This window comes from Mycobacterium timonense (assembly GCF_025821985.1).
In the GTDB taxonomy this organism is placed as follows: Bacteria; Actinomycetota; Actinomycetes; order Mycobacteriales; family Mycobacteriaceae; genus Mycobacterium; species Mycobacterium avium.
In genome coordinates, this window is record NZ_JACKSY010000022.1 from 65,394 (window position 1) to 82,947 (window position 17,554).

Annotated in this window: 12 protein-coding genes and 1 pseudogene; 8 read left to right on the plus strand and 5 right to left on the minus strand. The window is 71.5% G+C overall.

Translation table 11 applies throughout. The features are described from left to right. The first annotated feature begins 59 nt into the window (after positions 1-59). The 5 genes and pseudogenes from H7I87_RS07105 to H7I87_RS07125 all read left to right on the plus strand — a co-directional run bounded on the left by H7I87_RS07105 (position 60) and on the right by H7I87_RS07125 (position 4,722). Positions 60-797, plus strand: a complete 738-nt coding sequence (locus H7I87_RS07105) for an ABC transporter permease (RefSeq protein WP_139800080.1) — start codon at positions 60-62, stop codon at positions 795-797. A gap of 9 nt (positions 798-806) precedes the next feature. After that, entirely contained in the window at positions 807-1,922 is a 1,116-nt protein-coding gene (locus tag H7I87_RS07110) for a sulfate/molybdate ABC transporter ATP-binding protein (protein ID WP_063967009.1), read from the plus strand. A gap of 121 nt (positions 1,923-2,043) precedes the next feature. After that, positions 2,044-3,201 (plus strand): alanine and proline-rich secreted protein Apa, encoded by a 1,158-nt coding sequence (locus tag H7I87_RS07115; RefSeq protein ID WP_011725101.1) that lies wholly within the window; start codon positions 2,044-2,046, stop codon positions 3,199-3,201. Between the two features lie 146 nt (positions 3,202-3,347). Beyond that, positions 3,348-3,646 (plus strand): annotated as a pseudogene (locus H7I87_RS07120) (GlsB/YeaQ/YmgE family stress response membrane protein). A gap of 47 nt (positions 3,647-3,693) precedes the next feature. Beyond that, positions 3,694-4,722: a zinc-binding alcohol dehydrogenase family protein gene (locus H7I87_RS07125; RefSeq protein WP_033716489.1), complete on the plus strand. Its 1,029-nt coding sequence runs from the start codon at positions 3,694-3,696 to the stop codon at positions 4,720-4,722. Positions 4,723-4,735: 13 nt separating this feature from the next. On the opposite strand, the gene H7I87_RS07130 is transcribed toward H7I87_RS07125, so the two are convergent. The 4 genes from H7I87_RS07130 to H7I87_RS07145 form a co-directional block, all read right to left on the minus strand. Then, positions 4,736-5,491, minus strand: a complete 756-nt coding sequence (locus H7I87_RS07130; protein WP_009976984.1) for a CPBP family intramembrane glutamic endopeptidase — start codon at positions 5,489-5,491, stop codon at positions 4,736-4,738. Positions 5,492-5,594: 103 nt separating this feature from the next. Next, positions 5,595-8,009: a phosphoketolase family protein gene (locus tag H7I87_RS07135; RefSeq protein WP_011725098.1), complete on the minus strand. Its 2,415-nt coding sequence runs from the start codon at positions 8,007-8,009 to the stop codon at positions 5,595-5,597. A 44-nt stretch (positions 8,010-8,053) separates the two neighbouring features. Next, the gene (locus tag H7I87_RS07140; RefSeq protein ID WP_011725097.1) at positions 8,054-8,902 is read right to left on the minus strand and encodes an SDR family oxidoreductase; all 849 of its coding nucleotides are present in this window, start codon (positions 8,900-8,902) and stop codon (positions 8,054-8,056) included. A 96-nt stretch (positions 8,903-8,998) separates the two neighbouring features. Continuing rightward, positions 8,999-9,916, minus strand: coding sequence for an undecaprenyl-diphosphate phosphatase (locus tag H7I87_RS07145; RefSeq protein ID WP_011725096.1), 918 nt, complete (start codon positions 9,914-9,916; stop codon positions 8,999-9,001). A 189-nt stretch (positions 9,917-10,105) separates the two neighbouring features. Between H7I87_RS07145 and H7I87_RS07150 the strand changes: the two genes are divergently transcribed. From H7I87_RS07150 to H7I87_RS07160, 3 genes are all read left to right on the plus strand, one after another. Then, positions 10,106-12,550, plus strand: coding sequence for a CaiB/BaiF CoA-transferase family protein (locus tag H7I87_RS07150; RefSeq protein WP_011725095.1), 2,445 nt, complete (start codon positions 10,106-10,108; stop codon positions 12,548-12,550). Positions 12,551-12,568: 18 nt separating this feature from the next. Beyond that, entirely contained in the window at positions 12,569-14,053 is a 1,485-nt protein-coding gene (locus tag H7I87_RS07155; protein ID WP_011725094.1) for an acetyl-CoA acetyltransferase, read from the plus strand. A 131-nt stretch (positions 14,054-14,184) separates the two neighbouring features. Next, positions 14,185-16,314, plus strand: a complete 2,130-nt coding sequence (locus tag H7I87_RS07160; protein ID WP_011725093.1) for an NAD(P)H-binding protein — start codon at positions 14,185-14,187, stop codon at positions 16,312-16,314. Positions 16,315-16,318: 4 nt separating this feature from the next. On the opposite strand, the gene H7I87_RS07165 is transcribed toward H7I87_RS07160, so the two are convergent. Next, positions 16,319-17,551, minus strand: a complete 1,233-nt coding sequence (locus H7I87_RS07165) for an NAD(P)/FAD-dependent oxidoreductase (protein ID WP_063967010.1) — start codon at positions 17,549-17,551, stop codon at positions 16,319-16,321. Between the last annotated feature and the right edge of the window lie 3 nt (positions 17,552-17,554).

Here is a 17,554-nt window from a genome sequence, read left to right on the forward strand (position 1 = left end):
TTAGCAGACGCGGCACGGCGCTGCCCCGCTGGGTGTACCTTCCCGCGGCGGCCGGGACCATGTTCGTGGTACTGCCGTTGTTGGCGATCGCGGTCAAGGTGGACTGGCCGCACTTCTGGTGGCTGATCACGAGCCCGTCGTCGCGGACGGCGCTGCTGCTGAGCCTGAGGACCGCCGCCGCCAGCACCGCGCTGTGCGTGGCGCTGGGGGTGCCGATGGCGCTGGTGCTGGCCCGCGGCGGGACGCGGCTGGTCCGGTTGCTGCGGCCCCTGATCCTGCTGCCGTTGGTGCTGCCGCCCGTGGTGGGCGGGATCGCGTTGTTGTATGCGTTCGGCCGGCTCGGGCTGCTGGGGCACTACCTGGAAGCCGCGGGTATCAGCGTTGCGTTCAGCACCACCGCCGTGGTGCTGGCGCAGACATTCGTGTCGCTGCCGTTTCTGGTGATCTCGCTCGAGGGCGCGGCGCGCACCGCGGGCGCCGATTTCGAGGTGGTGGCCGCGACACTGGGCGCGCGACCCACCACGGTCTGGTGGCGCGTCACCCTGCCGCTGCTGTTGCCCGGTGTCGTGTCCGGGGCGGTGCTGGCGTTCGCCCGCTCGCTGGGTGAGTTCGGCGCGACGCTGACCTTCGCCGGATCACGGCAGGGCGTCACCCGCACCCTGCCGCTGGAGATCTACCTGCAGCGGGTGACCGACGCCGACGCGGCCGTGGCGCTGTCCATCCTGTTGGTGGCGGTGGCGGCCGTGGTGGTGCTCGGGCTGGGCGCTCGCCGGCTGACCGGGACCGACGCCAGGTAGCCGCCGGCCATGAGCGAATTGCAGCTGCGCGCGGTCGTCTCGCAACGGCGCTTCGAGGTGGAGTTCTCGGTGGCCGCCGGGGAGGTGCTGGCGGTGCTGGGTCCCAACGGCGCGGGCAAGTCGACGGCCCTACACGTCATCGCCGGGCTGTTGCGCCCCGACCGTGGGCTGGTGCGGGTGGGGGACCGGGTGTTGACCGACACCGCGGCCGGGATCGACGTGCCGACGCACGACCGCCGGGTCGGACTGCTGCTGCAGGACGCCTTGCTGTTCCCGCATATGAGCGTCGCCGCCAACGTCGCGTTCGGGCCGCACAGTCGCCGGCCGATGTGGCGCCGGGGCCGCCGGGCGGAGAAGGCCACCGCCTTGCGCTGGCTGCGGGAGGTGGACGCCGAGCCGCTCGCGGACCGAAAACCGCGACAACTCTCCGGCGGGCAGGCGCAGCGGGTCGCGATCGCGCGGGCGCTGGCCGTCGAACCCGACGTGTTGCTGCTCGACGAGCCGTTGGCCGGTCTCGACGTCGCGGCGGCCGCGGCGATCCGGGCGGTGCTGCGCAGGGTCGTCACCCGCATCGGCTGCGCGGCGATGCTGGTCACCCACGACCTGCTGGACGTGTTCACGTTGGCCGATCGGGTGCTGGTGCTCGAATCCGGCAGGATCGCCGAAATCGGCCCGGTGGCTGACGTTTTGACCGCGCCGCGCAGTCATTTCGCGGCACGGGTCGCGGGGGTGAACCTGGTCAACGGGACCGCCGAGGGCGACGGTGCCCTGCTCGCGCGCTCCGGTGCCCGCTGGTATGCCGCCCCGGCGGCGCCCGCCGGCCCGCTCGCGTCCGGCCAGCGCGCCGTCGCGGTTTTCCCGCCGACGGCGGTGGCCGTCTATCGCGAGCAGCCGCACGGCAGTCCCCGCAACACTGTCGAGGTGACGGTCGCCGAGATGGACGTCCGCGGGGCGGCGGTGTTGGTGCGCGGCGCTCAGCAACCCGACGGCGCGCCGGGGCTGGCGGCCGAGATCACCGTGGACGCCGCTTCGGAATTGCGGTTGACGCCGGGGGACCGGGTGTGGTTCTCGGTCAAAGCCCATGAAGTGGTGCTGTATCCGGCAACGGCCGCGGCGGAACGCTGAACGGTGCCCGCCCGGCGCGGCCGCGCTCCGCAGATTGCACATTGCCAACATCAGTGAAACCGCACTGCATTAGTCCGCAATGCTCCTTGCGTCACAGCGGTAACACGGTAGGTTCGTCGCCATGGATCAGGTGGAAGCGACCTCGACACGCCGCAAAGGACTGTGGACGACGCTGGCGATCACCACGGTGAGCGGCGCCAGCGCCGTCGCCATCGCGTTGCCGGCGACCTCGCATGCCGATCCCGAGGTCCCGACCCCGGTCCCCCCGAGCACGGCGACCGCCCCGCCCGCCGCGCCGGCGCCCAACGGGCAACCGGCACCCAACGCGCAACCGGCACCCGCCGCCCCGGCGCCCAACGGGCAACCGGCGCCCGCCGCGCCGGCGCCGAATGATCCCAACGCGGCCCCACCACCGGCGGGGGCACCGCCGAACGGGGCACCACCGGCGCCGCCGAACGGGGCACCACCGCCGCCCGTCGACCCGAACGCGCCGCCGCCCCCGCCGGCCGACCCGAACGCCGGGCGGATCCCCAACGCCGTCGGCGGGTTCAGCTACGTGCTGCCCGCCGGCTGGGTGGAGTCCGACGCGTCTCACCTCGACTACGGCTCGGCGCTGCTGAGCAAGGTCACCGGCCCGCCGCCGATGCCCGACCAGCCGCCCCCGGTTGCCAACGACACCCGCATCGTGATGGGCCGTCTCGACCAAAAGCTTTACGCCAGTGCGGAAGCCAACAACGCCAAGGCCGCGGTGCGGCTGGGCTCGGACATGGGCGAGTTCTTCATGCCCTATCCCGGCACCCGCATCAACCAGGACAGCACCCCGCTCAACGGCGCCAACGGAAGCACCGGCAGCGCGTCGTACTACGAGGTGAAATTCAGCGACGCGTCCAAGCCGAACGGTCAGATCTGGACCGGCGTCATCGGTTCGGCCAACGGCGGCAACGCGCAACGCTGGTTCGTCGTCTGGCTGGGCACCTCGAACGACCCGGTGGACAAGGTCGCGGCCAAGGCGCTCGCCGAGTCGATCCAGGCGTGGACGCCGCCGCCCGCCCCGCCGGCGGCTCCGGGCGGACCAGGGGCACCGGCTCCAGGGGCTCCAGGCGCGCCGGCACCGGGCGCCCCGGCGGCTCCTGGCGCGCCCGCACCGGCGGCTCCGGCTCCAGCAGCCCCGGGGGCCCCGGCAGCACCCGGCGCGCCCGCGCCGGCACCGGGCCAGGCGCCGGCCGTCGAGGTCAGCCCCACCCCCACACCGACACCGCAGCAGACCCTCTCGGCCTGAGCGACCGACGAGTCCGGGCCGTCGCGTCGGCAACCGGTTGATCAACCGTCGCCGATTCGTCACTCGATTCGTGACCCAAACTGGGTATACCGAAGTGACGGCCCAGCAAACAGCTGGGCTTTGCCAGCGATTGCGAGGAGATCCTCATGGACGTCACTGCTGCCACCGAATACCTGGCCCGCTCCACCACGCTGACCAGCGTCGGCATCATCGGCTACATCATCATCGGCGGCCTGGCCGGTGCCCTGGCCAGCAAGACGTCCGGGGTAGCGGCGCCGGCATCCTGATGGACATCGTGATCGGCATCGTCGGCGCGCTGATCGGCGGCTTCATCCTGAGCTTCTTCGTCAACACCGCGGGCGGCGGGCTCATCTTCACCTTCTTCACCGCGCTGCTCGGTTCGGTGATCCTGCTCTGGATCGTCGGCATGGTGCGCAGGACGTAATCGCCTTAACCCGTTGCGGCCGTGGTGGTTAGCGGCATGATGGGGTGATGTCTTCTTCGGTGACCACCACGGCGATGCGCGCCTGGCGGGTGCGTCGGCCCGGTCCGATGGACACTCATCCGCTCGAGGAAGTGACCACCGAGGTGCCGCGCCCCGGGCCGTCCGACCTGCTGGTCGCGGTGCGTGCGTGCGGCGTGTGCCGCACCGATCTGCATGTCACCGAGGGCGACCTACCCGTGCACCGCGACCGGGTCACGCCCGGTCATGAGGTGGTCGGCGAGGTCATCGAAGTCGGCGCCGAGGCCGGCGACGAGTTCGGCGTCGGGGACCGGGTGGGCATCGCCTGGCTGCGCCACACCTGCGGGGTGTGCAAATACTGCCGGCGGGGCGACGAGAACCTGTGCCCCGAGTCCCGCTACACCGGTTGGGACGCCGACGGTGGGTACGCCGAATTCGCGACCGTGCCAGCGGCGTTCGCGCACCCACTGCCCGGCGGTTACAGCGACAGCGAGCTCGCCCCATTGTTGTGCGCCGGCATCATCGGCTACCGGGCGCTGCTGCGCGCCCAGCTACCGCCGGGCGGACGGCTGGGCCTGTACGGTTTCGGCGGCAGCGCGCACATCACCGCGCAGGTCGCCCTGGCGCAGGGCGCCGAGGTGCACGTGATGACCCGCGGCGAGCGGGCCCGCGAGCTGGCGATCGAACTCGGCGCCGCCTCCGCGCAGGGCGCCGCCGACCCGCCGCCCGTCCCGCTGGACGCCGCCATCCTGTTCGCCCCCGTCGGCGATCTGGTACTGCCCGCGCTGGCGGCGCTGGACCGCGGCGGCACCCTGGCGATCGCCGGCATTCACCTGTCCGACATCCCGTCGCTGAACTACCAGCGCCACCTGTTCCAGGAGCGCCAGGTGCGCTCGGTCACCTCCAACACCCGGGCCGACGCGCGGGCCTTCCTCGACTTCGCGGGCACGCATCACATCAGCGTCACCACGCCGGAATATCCCCTCGGACAAGCGGATCGGGCGCTGGCGGATCTGAGCGCCGGGCGCATCGCCGGTGCGGCGGTGCTGCTGGTCTGAGCGGCCTCGGCCCTCAGGTGGACAGATGCCAGACGAACGCGGCCGCCAGCGCACCGAGCCCGTTCAGTGACCAGTGCAGGGCGATGGGCGCGATCAGGCTGCCGCTGCGCCGGCGCAGCCAGCTGAACACGAACCCGGCGGCCCCGGTGGCCAGCACCGCCCCGGTCACCCCGGCCATCATGCCCACCATCCCGCCGCCGAACAGTCGGGTGAACCCGACGTTGCCGCTGGTCAGGCCGAACGACGTGGCAACGTGCCACAGGCCGAACAGCAGCGAACCCGCCAGGGCGACGCCGCGGAAGCCCCAGGCCCGGTTGAGGGCGCCGTGCAGCACGCCGCGGAAGGCCAGCTCCTCGGGGATGACGGTCTGCACCGGGATGACAACCATCGAGGCGATCATCGCCCCGGAGATGGTGGCGTAGCGGTTGTTCATGAACATCGGCCGGGTCGCCGGCAGCAGCACCCCGATCGCGATCACCGCGGCCACCACCGCCACGGCGGCCAGCGCATAGCCCACTCCGGATTTCCAATGGTCACGGCCCAGCCCGAGGTCGGTCCAGCCCAGCCCGCGATAGCGCATCAGGATGACCAGCCCGACGGCGGCGGCGGGGACGGTGCCGATGCTCGCCCACGGCGTGGTGAAGTGCGCGACCAGGTTGGTCAGGACCAGCACCACCACGACGACGGCGATGTCGAGATGGATCCGGAACCGGTGCAACCCGGGGGGCTGGGACGCCTGCAGGTCGGCTGTCGCGGTGGCGTCACGCATCCGGCCAGTTTACCGGCGGCCAACGGCGCGAGGGGGCATGCGATTGCCGTCACGCGAATCTCAGCCGCTCGGCTCCCAAGTTCAATGGGTCGTCTCGCTCCCGTCACTCACTACGTGAGTTCCGCTCGCTCGGCTCCCAGGTCCAATTGGCGATCGCCGGGTCGTCCTCGCCGTGCTCGCGGGTGTACATCCGCGCGGCGAGCCGGGCGTCGACCATGCGCTGGCGCAGCATCGCGGCGCGACTGGCCAGCCCCTCCACCCGGTCGAGCACGTCGATGACGAGGTGGAAGCGGTCCAGGTCGTTGAGCATCACCATGTCGAAAGGCGTTGTGGTGGTGCCGCGTTCCTTGAAGCCGCGCACGTGCAGCTGCGCGTGATTGGCGCGGCGATAGGTGAGCCGGTGGATCAGCCAGGGGTAGCCGTGGTAGGCGAAGATGACCGGCCGGTCCCTGGTGAACAGCGCGTCGAATTCGCGGTCCGGCAGCCCGTGCGGGTGCTCGGAGTCGGGCTGCAGCCGCATCAGGTCGACGACGTTGACCACCCGCACCGCCAGGTCGGGCAGCTCCCGGCGCAGGATGTCGGCGGCGGCCAGCGTCTCCAGCGTCGGGATGTCGCCCGCGCAGGCCAGCACCACATCGGGTTCGGCGCCAATCGATCGGGCGGTGCTGGCCCAGTCCCAGATGCCCAGCCCGCGGGTGCAGTGCGCGATCGCGGCGTCCATGTCCAGGTAGGCCAGCGCGGGCTGCTTGCCGGCGACGATCACGTTGATGTAATCGCGGCTGCGCAGGCAGTGATCGGCCACCGACAGCAGCGTGTTGCCGTCCGGCGGCAGGTACACCCGGGTCAGCTCGGCGCGCTTGTTGGCGACCAGGTCGATGAACCCGGGGTCCTGATGCGAGGCGCCGTTGTGGTCCTGGCGCCACACGTGCGACGTCAGCAGGTAGTTCAGCGACGCGATCGGCCGCCGCCACGGCAATTCCCGGCTGGTCGCAAGCCATTTCGCGTGCTGGTTCAGCATGGAGTCGACGATGTGCACGAACGCCTCGTAGCAGTTGAACAGGCCGTGCCGCCCGGTCAGCAGGTAGCCCTCCAGCCAGCCCTGGCACAGGTGCTCGGAGAGCACCTCCATCACCCGGCCGTCGGGCGCCAGGTGCTCGTCGTCGGGCTCGGTCGCCGACAACCACACCTTCTCGGTGGCGCCGTAGACGGCGTCGAGCCGGTTGGAGGCCGTCTCGTCGGGCCCCATCATCCGGAACCGGTCTTTGTTGCGGGCGATCACGTCGCGCAGGAAGGTGCCCAGCACCCGGGTGGCCTCGTGGGTGACCGACCCCGGCCGGGTCACCGGCACCGCGTAGTCGCGGAAGTCGGGCAGGTCGAGGTCGTGCAGCAGCAGCCCGCCGTTGGCGTGCGGGTTGGCGCTCATCCGGCGATCACCGGTGGGCGCCAGCGCCCGCAGCTCGGCCCGCAGCCGCCCGTCGTCGTCGAACAGCTGCTCGGGACCGTAGCTGCGCAGCCACTCCTCGAGCTGGGCGCGGTGTTCGGGGTTGTCGTGCGTCTCGGCGAGCGGCACTTGGTGCGACCGCCAGGTGCCCTCAACCCTCTTGCCGTCCACCACCTTCGGCCCGGTCCAGCCCTTGGGGGTGCGCAGCACGATCATCGGCCACACCGGCCGCTGCACCTCACCGCCGCCGCGCGCCACGCCCTGGATGGCGGCGATGTCGTCGAACGCCTCGTCGAGGGCAGCGGCCAGCTGACGGTGCACGTCGGTCGGATCGTCACCGGCGACGGTGATCGGCCGGTAGCCGTAGCCGCGCAACAGCGCTTCCAGCTCGGTGTGCGGGATGCGGGCCAGCACGGTCGGGTTGGCGATCTTGTAGCCGTTGAGCGCCAGGATGGGCAGCACGGCGCCGTCGGTCACCGGGTTGAGGAATTTGTTGGAGTGCCAGCCGGCGGCCAGCGGCCCGGTCTCCGCCTCGCCGTCGCCGATGACGCAGGCCACTACCAGGTACGGGTTGTCGAAGGCGGCGCCGTAGGCGTGCACCAGCGCATAGCCCAGCTCGCCGCCCTCGTGGATCGATCCCGGCGTCTGGGCCGCGACGTGGCTGGGAATGCCGCCGGGAAAAGAGAACTGCCGGAACAGTTTTCGCAATCCCTCGGCGTCCTCTTCGATGCCGGTGTACACCTCACTGTAGGTGCCTTCCAGATAGGCGTTGGCGACCAGGCCCGGCCCGCCGTGCCCCGGTCCGGTCACGTAGATGACGTCGGCGTCGCGGTTGCGGATGATCCGGTTCAGGTGCGCGTAGACGAGGTTCAGCCCGGGCGTGGTGCCCCAGTGACCCAGCAGCCGCGGCTTGACGTGCTCGGCGCTCAGCGGCTCTTTGAGCAGCGGGTTGTCCAGCAGGTAGATCTGCCCCACCGACAGGTAGTTGGCGGCGCGCCAATACTTGTCGATGAGGTCCAGTTCGCGGTCGGAGAGCGGAGATCCGGCGGGCGTGGTGGTTGAGGTTTCTAGGCTCACCGAGCCGATTCTGCGCGCCTTCGGTGAAGAATGCTCGTCCCCGGCTACTGTTCGCCGCGGGCCCGCGCCTCGTACGCCTGCCGTTTTTCCACGTCGACGGCGTCGGTGAAGACGTGTTCGCCGCCGAGCAGCCGGTTCAGGCCCTCCGACAGCGCGCGCGGCATGAACTTCTGCGAGGCGATGATCGCGCCCGCGGTTCTGGTGACCCGCACTCGTGGCCGCGGGTGGGCCACCAGCTTGACGATCGCGTCGGCGATGTCGGACGGTTCGGCGTTTCTGACGCCCTTGGCGCCCGACGTGCCCGCGATCAGTTCGGTGTTCACGAACGTCGGCTTGACCACCGAGAACTTCACCCCGGATCGGCGGTATTCGATGCGGGCGGCATCGGTGAAGCCGACGACGGCGTGCTTGCTGGCGCAGTAGGTGGCCGCCCCGGCCAGGTAGGTCTCGCCGGCCAGCGAGGCGACGTTGATGACGTGTCCCCGCCCGCGCGGAATCATCCGCGCCAGCGCCAGCTTGCTGCCCAGGATCACGCCGTAGACGTTGATGTCCAGGATCCGCCGGGTGACGGCGTCGGACTCGTCGACGACCCGGCCGAGCGGCATGATGCCGGCGTTGTTGACCAGCACGTCGATCGGGCCGAGCTGACGCTCGACCTCGTCGAGGAAATCGGAGAACGAGTGCGGGTCGGTGACGTCGAGCTTCCCGTAGACGTCCAGGTCCAGCGCGGCGCCGGACTCCTTCACCCGCACCTCGTCGATGTCGCCGATGGCGACCTTGGCGCCCAGCTTGTGCAGCGCGGTCGCGGTGGCCAGCCCGATCCCGCGGGCCCCGCCGGTGATGACGACGACCTTGTCCCGCACCTTCAGCCCGATCGAAGCGGTGTCTGCCATCTGCCCTCCAGATTCTTGACGGGTGTCAACATCGACGGGCTAAGCACAGCACTCGGCGTCGGCCCGCGCAACAAGCGGCCGGTCGGTGGCCCCCGGTCAGCGCAGCGCGAGCCACACCAGGCTGGCGCCGCCGGCCACGGCGCAATAGATCGCGAACGGCGTCAGCGTGCGGGTCTGGAAGTACCGGGTGAGATAGCGCACCGCCAGGTAGGCGCACACGAACGAGGCGATGCTGCCGGCCAGCACCTGCCCACCGATCCCGGCGCCGAGCGGCCCGAACAGCTCCGGGATCTTGTACACCCCGGCGGCCAGGATGATCGGCGTCGCCAGCAGGAACGAGAAGCGGGCGGCGTCCTCGTGCGACAGGCCGCGCCACAACCCGGCCACGATGGTGATGCCGGAGCGGCTGATGCCGGGCAGCAGCGCGAGGATCTGCGCGGCGCCGATCAGCACGCCGCGGCGCAGCGGAAGTTGGGCGAGGCGGTTGTCGGAGGCCTCGTCGCCGTGTTGCTGCTCCGCGTCGGGCACCGCGGGCTCATCCGCCACCGGCGCGACGCGTCGGCGCAGCACCTCACCGGCATACAGCGCGACGCTGTTGAGCAGCAAGAAGGCCGCCGCCGGGACGGGCTTGCCGAGGGTGGTGCGGAACAGCTGCTCCAGCGCCAGCCCGGCCAGCCCCACCGGGATGGTGCCCACCACGATCAGCCAGGCCAGCCGCTCGTCGGGGGTGCGGATGCGGCGATGCCGCAGCGAGGAGAAGAAGCCGGCCAGGATGCGCACCCAGTCGCGCCAGAAGAAGACCAGCAGGGCGGCCGCGGTGGCCACGTGCAGGCCCACGATGAACGCCAGGTAGGGCGATCGGTGGGCCGACACGCTCAGGTCCTGCGCCCAGCGCCCGCCGACCAGCGCCGGCACCAGCACCGCGTGGCCGAGGCTGGAGACGGGGAACAGCTCGGTGACGCCCTGGAAGGCGCCGACCACCACGGCCTCGACGTAGCTCAGCTGCGCGGTCATAAGGGGATGCCTCCATCGGACGACAGGTCGCGGATCGGCCTGTGACGATAGCCGACCGCCCGCCGCGGCGAGCGGCGCAGGGCCGATGCGCGCCGAAACAGCTTGCCCGCCCGGCATTTTGGGCCGGCGCGGTATCCCGATGGCGCGCTCAACGCCCGCCGCGCGGCGGCCTGACCAGGCGGGTACGGTGTGCAGATGGCCGACCGGTTGCTCGACGCCGTGCGCGTCCTGGACTTGTCGAACGGCGTCGCCGACGCGGTCACCCGGCTGTTCGCCGACCTCGGCGCCGACGTCCTCAAGGTCGAGCCGCCGGGCGGCTGCCTGGGGCGTGACGCGCTGCCCACGCTGCGCGGCGCCAGCATTCCGTTCGCCGTGCACAACGCCAACAAGCGCAGCACCGTGCTGGACCCGTTCGACGACGAGGACTGCGCCCGCTTCCTGGACCTGGCCGCCGACGCCGACATCGTCGTGGACACCGGCGTCGACGAGCGCGGCGCCATGTTCGGCACCTCCGCCGAGGAGCTGGCCGCCCGCTACCCGCACCTGGTGGTGCTGTCGATCACCGATTTCGGCGCCACCGGCCCGCGCTCGTCGTGGCGCGCCACCGATCCGGTGCTGTATGCGATGTGCGGGGCGCTGTCGCGATCCGGCCCCACCACCGGCACTCCGGTGTTGCCGCCGGACGGCATCGCGTCGGCAACCGCGGCCGTTCAGGCTGCATGGGCCGCACTCGCTGCATACTACAACCGATTACGTTGCGGCACAGGCGATTACATCGACTTCTCGTGGTTCGACGCCGTCGTGATGGCGCTCGACCCGGCGTTCGGCGCGCACGGGCAGGCCGCCGCCGGCATCCGGCGCAGCGGGCGGTGGCGGGGCCGGCCGAAGAACCAGGATGCCTACCCGATCTATCCGTGCCAGGACGGCTACGTCCGGCTGTGCGTGATGGCGCCGCGGCAATGGCACGGGCTGCGCCGCTGGCTGGGGGAGCCGGAGGACTTCCAGGATCCCAAGTACGACGTGATCGGCGCGCGGTTCGCGGTGTGGCCGCAGATCAGCGAGCTGCTGCAGAAGCTGTTCGCCGGGCAGACCATGAAGGATCTGGTGGCCGCCGGCCAGGCGCACGGGGTTCCGATCGCCGCGGTGCTGACGCCGTCGCAGATCCTGGGATCCGACCACTTTCAGGCGGTGGGCGCCATCACGGACGCCGAACTCGTCCCCGGCGTGCACACCGCCGTGCCGAGCGGATATTTCGTCGTCGACGGCCGGCGCGCGGGCTTTCGCGCGCCGGTGCCCGCCGCCGGCCGGGACGAACCGTACTGGCGCGGCGCCCCGTCGGTGGTGCCGTCGCCGGCGGGCCGGCTCGGCGACCATCCCTTCGCCGGCCTGCGCATCCTGGACCTGGGCATCATCGTCGCCGGCGGCGAGCTGAGCCGGCTGTTCGGTGACCTGGGCGCCGACGTCATCAAGGTCGAGAGCGCGGACTACCCCGACGGGCTGCGCCAGGCCCGCGCCAGCGAGGCCATGGGCGAGTCGTTCGCCTGGACGCACCGCAACAACCGGGCGCTGGGACTGGACCTGCGCAGCGCGCAGGGCAAGACGATCTTCGCCCGGCTGGTGGCCGAGGCCGACGCGGTGTTCGCCAACTTCAAACCGGGAACCCTTGCCGCACTGGGTTTTTCCTACGAACAGCTGCGCGCGATCAACCCGCGGATCGTGCTGGCCGAAAGCAGCGCCTTCGGCGACACCGGGCCGTGGAGCACCCGGATGGGCTACGGCCCCCTGGTGCGCGCCACCACCGGGGTGACCCGGTTGTGGACGTCCGACGATGCGCGGGAACACGACGACGACGGCCGGCACGCGTTCTACGACGCGACGACGATCTTCCCCGATCACGTGGTAGGGCGGGTCACCGCGATCGCGGCGCTGGCCGCCCTGATCCACCGCGACCGGGCCGGCGCCGGAGCCCACGTGCACATCTCGCAGGCTGAGGTGGTGGTCAACCAGCTCGACACGCTGTATGTCACGCAGGCCGCGCTGGCCGCCGGTGTGGCCCAGATCCGCCCGGACACCGGCCTGCACGCGGTCTACCCTTGCGCCGGGGACGACGAGTGGTGCGTCATCTCGATCCGGTCGGATGACGAATGGCGGCGCGCCGCTGCGGTTTTCGACCACGCCGAATGGGCGGACGACCCCCGCTTCGGCACCGCGGAGGCGCGGCTGGCCCATCGCCGCGAGCTGGTGGAGCTGGTCTCGGCATGGACCCGCACCCGCACCCCGGTGCGGGCGGCCGAGCTGCTGCAGGCGGCCGCGGTGCCGGCCGGCCCGATGAACCGCCCGCCGGACATCCTGGAGGACCCGCAGCTGATCGCCCGCAACCTCTACCGCCCGATGCGGCATCCGCTGATCGACAACCCGCTGCCGGCCGAGACCGGCCCGGCGCCGTTTCGCCACATCCCGCCGGCCCGCCAGGCCCCGGCGCCGCTGCCCGGCCAGGACACCGTGGCGATCTGCCGCGACCTGCTGGGCATGAACACCGCCGACATTCGGCGGCTGATCGACGAGCGGGTGCTGTTCGGGCCCGCCGACCCGGCCGGTCCGGCGCCGGGGCCGACGGCCCGGCCGGATTCATAGCCACGCTAAATTCGTTGCATGACCGTCGACCCCCGCACCCCGGTGCTGATCGGCTACGGCCAGGTCAACCACCGCGACGACATCGACCCGGCGGTCCGCTCCGTCGAGCCCGTCGACCTGATGGCCGCCGCCGTCGAGCGGGCCGCCGACGCCGCGGTGATCGAGGCGGTGGATTCCATCCGGGTGGTCAACATCCTCTCGGCGCAGTATCGCGATCCCGGGCTGCTGCTCGGCCAGCGCATCGGCGCCCGCGACTTCGGCACGCTGTACACCCCGGTCGGCGGCAACGTGCCGCAATCGCTGGTCAACCAGGCATGCCTGGATATCCAGCGGGGCCGCGCCAACGTGGTGCTGCTGGCCGGCGCCGAAACCTGGCGCACCCGACGGGGATTGCGGGCCAAGGGCGGCAAACTGGTCTGGACCGAGCAGGACCGCTCGGTGCCGATGGCCGAGGTCAGCGGCGAAGACGTGGCGATGGCCGGCGAGGCCGAGATCAGGATCTCCCTGGACCGGCCGGCCTACGTCTACCCCCTGTTCGAGCAGGCGCTGCGGGTGTCCACCGGCGAGTCGGTCGAGGACCACCTCACCCGCATCGGGCGGCTGTGGGCGCGGTTCAACGCGGTGGCGGTGGACAACCCGCACGCCTGGATCCGCACCCCGCACAGCGCCGACGACATCTGCCGGGCGGGGCCGCACAACCGGATGATCAGCTGGCCGTATACCAAGTTGATGAACTCCAACAACATGGTCGACCAGGGTGCGGCGCTCGTACTGACCTCGGTGGAGCAGGCGCGACGGCTGAAGGTCCCGCCCGAGCGGTGGGTCTACCCGCTGGCGGGCACGGATGCGCATGACACCGCGTCCATCGCCGAACGCCACGAGCTGCACCGCTCGGCGGCCATCCGGATCGCCGGCGCCCGGGCGCTGCAACTGGCCGGGCTGGGCATCGACGACGTCGACCACGTGGACCTGTACTCGTGCTTTCCCTCCGCGGTACAGGTGGCGGCGGCCGAACTCGGGCTGGGCCTCGACGACCCCGCCCGACCGCTCACGGTGACCGGCGGGCTGACGTTTGCGGGCGGGCCGTGGAGCAACTACGTCATGCACTCCATCGCCACCATGGCCGAGTTGCTGGTGGCCAATCCCGGGCGGCGTGGTTTGATCACCGCCAACGGCGGCTACCTGACCAAGCACAGCTTCGGCGTCTACGGCACCGAACCGCCGGCCGAATTCCGTTGGGAGGACACCCAATCGGCCGTCGACCGGGAGCCGACGACCGATGCGGCGGTCGAGTGGGAGGGCGTCGGCACCGTTGAGGCCTGGACGACGCCCCACGACCGCGAGGGTGAGCCGGAGAAGGCGTTCCTGGCGGTGCGCACCCCGGACGGGTCGCGCGCCCTGGCCGTCGTCACCGATCGCGCCGCCGCGCAGGCAACCGTGCGCGAGGACATCGGTGGCGCCAAGGTCGCCGTCGCCGCCGACGGCAGCGCGGCGCTGCAGTAGCCCGGGGCAGTGGCCCGGGCCCCGGCGCCGGCGTCACCGCCGGTCATCGAACCGTTACCGGACCGACGGTCGCGTAGCCAGTGCCTATTTGCCTATTGTTGAGTGCTGAGGGTTGGGGGAGGTGAGCCCAGGTGCACATCCTGGTTACCGACGCCACCGGCGCACTCGGGCGGCTGGTCGCTGGGCAGCTGATCGCGGCCGGGCACACCGTCACCGGAATTGCTGAGCTGCCGCACCCCTGCCTGGACGGCAACGTCGAATTCGTTTGCGCGCCGCTGCGCGACCGGGTGTTGCGCGAGCTGACCGACGAGGCGGACGCGGTCATCCACCTGGCCCCGATCGACCCCACCGCGCCCGGCAACGCCGCCATGGACGGGCTGGCGCGCGTCACCGACGCCGCCGCCCGGGCCGGGTCCCGGCTGTTATTCGTGTCGCAGGCCGCCGGCCGGCCCGAGCTGTATCGACCGGCCGAGGACCTGGTGGCCTCGAGCTGGGGGCCCAGCGTGGTGGTCCGGATCGCGCCGCCGGTCGGTCGTCAGCTCGACTGGATGGTGTGCCGCACGGTGGCCACCGTGCTGCGCACCAAGGTGTCGGCGCAGCCGATGCGGGTGCTGCACCTCGACGACCTGATGCGCTTTTTGGTGACGGCCCTCGACACCGACCGCACCGGCGTGGTGGACCTGGCCAGCCCGGACACCGTCAACCTGGTCACCGCCTGGCGGATGCTGCGCGCCACCGACCCCCGTTCCCGGCTGCACCGGGTGCGCAGCTGGTCGCAGCTGATTCCGGATCTCAATGTTGCTGCCGCGCAAGAGGATTGGCTGTTCGAGTTCGGCTGGCACGCGCTGGACGCGGTCGCCGACACCGCGCGTGGGCTGGTCGGGCGCCGGCTGGACACCGCGGGCGCGATCAATCACGGCGCCCAGCTCGCGCTGCCCGTCGAGGTGCTGCCGCAGCGGGCGGGCAACGGCGCGCACAGCGCGGCGCCCGAAGGCGTGGAAGGCGAATTCGACGACCGGATCGATCCGCGGTTCCCGGTGTTTTCGGCCACCGCGCTCACCGATGCGCTGCCCGGGCCGCTCACCCCGATCACGCTCGACGTCCAACTGAGCGGGCTGCGCACCGCGAGCCGGGTGTTGGGCCGGGTGCTCGCGCTGGGCGGCGCGGTCGGCGAGGAATGGGACAGCAGGGCCATCGCGGTGTTCGGCCACCGGCCCTATGTCGGGGTGTCGGTCAACATGGTCGCCGCCACCCAGCTGCCCGGCTGGGACCAGGACGCCGTCGCCCGCGACGCCCTGGTGGGCCGGCCCCAGGTCGGCGATCCGCTGCCGTTCGGTGAGCCGGCGTTGGCGGGCGGGGCGCTCGGCTCGATCGCCAAGGCGGTGGCCGCGGGACGGTCGGTGGCGCTGCTGCGGCACTTGCGGGCGAACACCCGCGACTACTGCGCCGCCGCCGTCGCCGAGCAGGTGGACGCCGCCCAACTGGCATTGCTGCCGCAGGCCGCGCTGGAGGTGCGGCTGCGGCTGTTGCGCGACCGCATCCACCAGGGCTGGATCCTCAACGCGCTGTGGCTGCTCGACACCGGGATCACGGCGGCGGCGCTGGTGCGCAGCCAGGCCGGGCAGAGTGTGCCCGGCCTCGGCATGATCACCGAAAGCGGCCTAGTGGCAGCCGAAACCGCCGAGCTGGCGGCGATGTTGGCGGCCGACCCGCCGTTGTGTGCGCTGGCCGCCGACGGCAACCTCGCCAGCATCCGCGCGCTGGCGCCGAAGACCGCCGCCGCCGTGGACGCCGCGGTGGCGCGGATTGGACACCGCGGGCCCGGGGACGCCGAGCTGGCCAGCCAGACGTTCGCCGACGACCCGGCGATGCTGCTGAGCGCCGCCGCCGCTGCCGCCGCGGCGCCCGCCGAGCCCGCCGCGCCGGCGACGCTGGCCGAGCGGCTGGCGGCCAACGCCCGCGGCTCTAAGGAGCTGGCCCACGACGCCACCATGCGGTTCACCCACGAGCTCCGAATGACGTTGCGCGCCTTGGGATCTCTGCGGGTGGAGGCGGATCTGATCGACGCCGTCGACGACGTGTACTACCTGACCTGCAACGAGCTGGTGACCATGCCCGGCGATGCCCGGCTGCGGATCAAGCGCCGCCGCACCGAGCGGGAGCGGTTGCAGGTGCAATGCCCACCCGAGGTCATCGACGGCCGGTGGACGCCGCCGCAGCACTGCGCCGAGGGATCGCCGGCCCAGCGCCCCGCGGGCTGACCCGTCAACCGAGCAGCTCGCCCAGCGGTGCGCCGGGATCACCGAGCCGGTCGGCGTCGATGGGCGCCCGGGACCGGATCAGGGCCTTGACGTCGTCGAGCACATCCCAGATGTTGACGTTCATCCCGGCCAGCACCCGGTCGTCGGCGTCGAGCCAGAACGCGACGAATTCGCGGGCTGCGACGTCGCCGCGGAACACCACCCGCTCGAACCGGGGCGCATGCCCGACGTACTCCATGCCCAGGTCGTACTGATCGGTGAAGAAGTAGGGCAGTTCGTCGTATTCGCCCGGCCTGCCCAGCATCCCGGCCACGGCGATCGCGGGCTGTTTGAGCGCGTTGGCCCAGTGCTCGGTGCGGATCCGGGTGCGCAGCAGCGGATGTTCGGCGGCGGCGATGTCGCCGACGGCGTAGATGTCGGGATCGCTGGTGCGCAACGACGCGTCGACCAGCACACCACCATCGGCCAGGGACAGCCCGGCCGCCTCGGCGAGTTCGATGTTGGGTCGGGCGCCGACGGCCACCAGCACCGCGTCCGCGGGGATCGCCGACCCGTCCGTGGTGCGCAGGCCGGTCGCCGAGCCGTCGGCCCGGGTGATCTCTCGCACCTGCGTCTCGAGCCGCAGATCCACGCCGTGCTCGCGATGCAGCGTGGCGAACACCTCGCCGACGGTTTCCCCCAGCGCCGCGGTCAGGGGTTGTCGGGCCGCCTCCACCACCGTGACCTCGACACCGCGCTGGCGCGCGGCCGCGGCCACTTCCAGCCCGATCCACCCCGCACCCACCACTGCCAGCGACTTCCCTTCGCCCAGAAAGGAATTCAACGCCACCGCGTCTTCATACGTGCGCAGGTAATGCACGCCGGCGCAATCCGATCCCGGGATCGGCGGACGCCGCGCGGCCGATCCGGTGGCCAGCAGCAGCTTGTCGTAGGCCACGGTGGTGCCGTCGGCGAGCCCGACGGTGTGGCCGGCGGTGTCCAGCGCGCACACCCGGGTGTTGAGCCGCAGGTCGACGTCGTTGTCCCGGTACCAGTCCGAGTTCTGCACGGTGAAGTCGGTCAGTGACTTCTTGCCGGCCAGAAACTCCTTGGACAGCGGCGGCCGTTCGTAGGGCAGGTGCTCCTCGTCGGCGAACACGATGATGCGCCCGTCGAAGTTGTTGTCCCGCAATGCTTCCACGGCTTTTGCCGCCGCAAGTCCGCCGCCGATGATGACGAAGCCGGTCGCGCTGGCCATGAT

Bases quoted from the DNA above. Each gene is read 5' to 3' on its own strand.
- H7I87_RS07105 (WP_139800080.1), top strand. From the start codon at position 60: ATGTTCGTGGTACTGCCGTTGTTGGCGATCGCGGTCAAGGTGGACTGG.
- H7I87_RS07110 (WP_063967009.1), top strand. From the start codon at position 807: ATGAGCGAATTGCAGCTGCGCGCGGTCGTCTCGCAACGGCGCTTCGAG.
- H7I87_RS07115 (WP_011725101.1), top strand. From the start codon at position 2,044: ATGGATCAGGTGGAAGCGACCTCGACACGCCGCAAAGGACTGTGGACG.
- H7I87_RS07125 (WP_033716489.1), top strand. From the start codon at position 3,694: ATGTCTTCTTCGGTGACCACCACGGCGATGCGCGCCTGGCGGGTGCGT.
- H7I87_RS07130 (WP_009976984.1), bottom strand. From the start codon at position 5,491: ATGCGTGACGCCACCGCGACAGCCGACCTGCAGGCGTCCCAGCCCCCC.
- H7I87_RS07140 (WP_011725097.1), bottom strand. From the start codon at position 8,902: ATGGCAGACACCGCTTCGATCGGGCTGAAGGTGCGGGACAAGGTCGTC.
- H7I87_RS07145 (WP_011725096.1), bottom strand. From the start codon at position 9,916: ATGACCGCGCAGCTGAGCTACGTCGAGGCCGTGGTGGTCGGCGCCTTC.
- H7I87_RS07155 (WP_011725094.1), top strand. From the start codon at position 12,569: ATGACCGTCGACCCCCGCACCCCGGTGCTGATCGGCTACGGCCAGGTC.
- H7I87_RS07165 (WP_063967010.1), bottom strand. From the start codon at position 17,551: ATGGCCAGCGCGACCGGCTTCGTCATCATCGGCGGCGGACTTGCGGCG.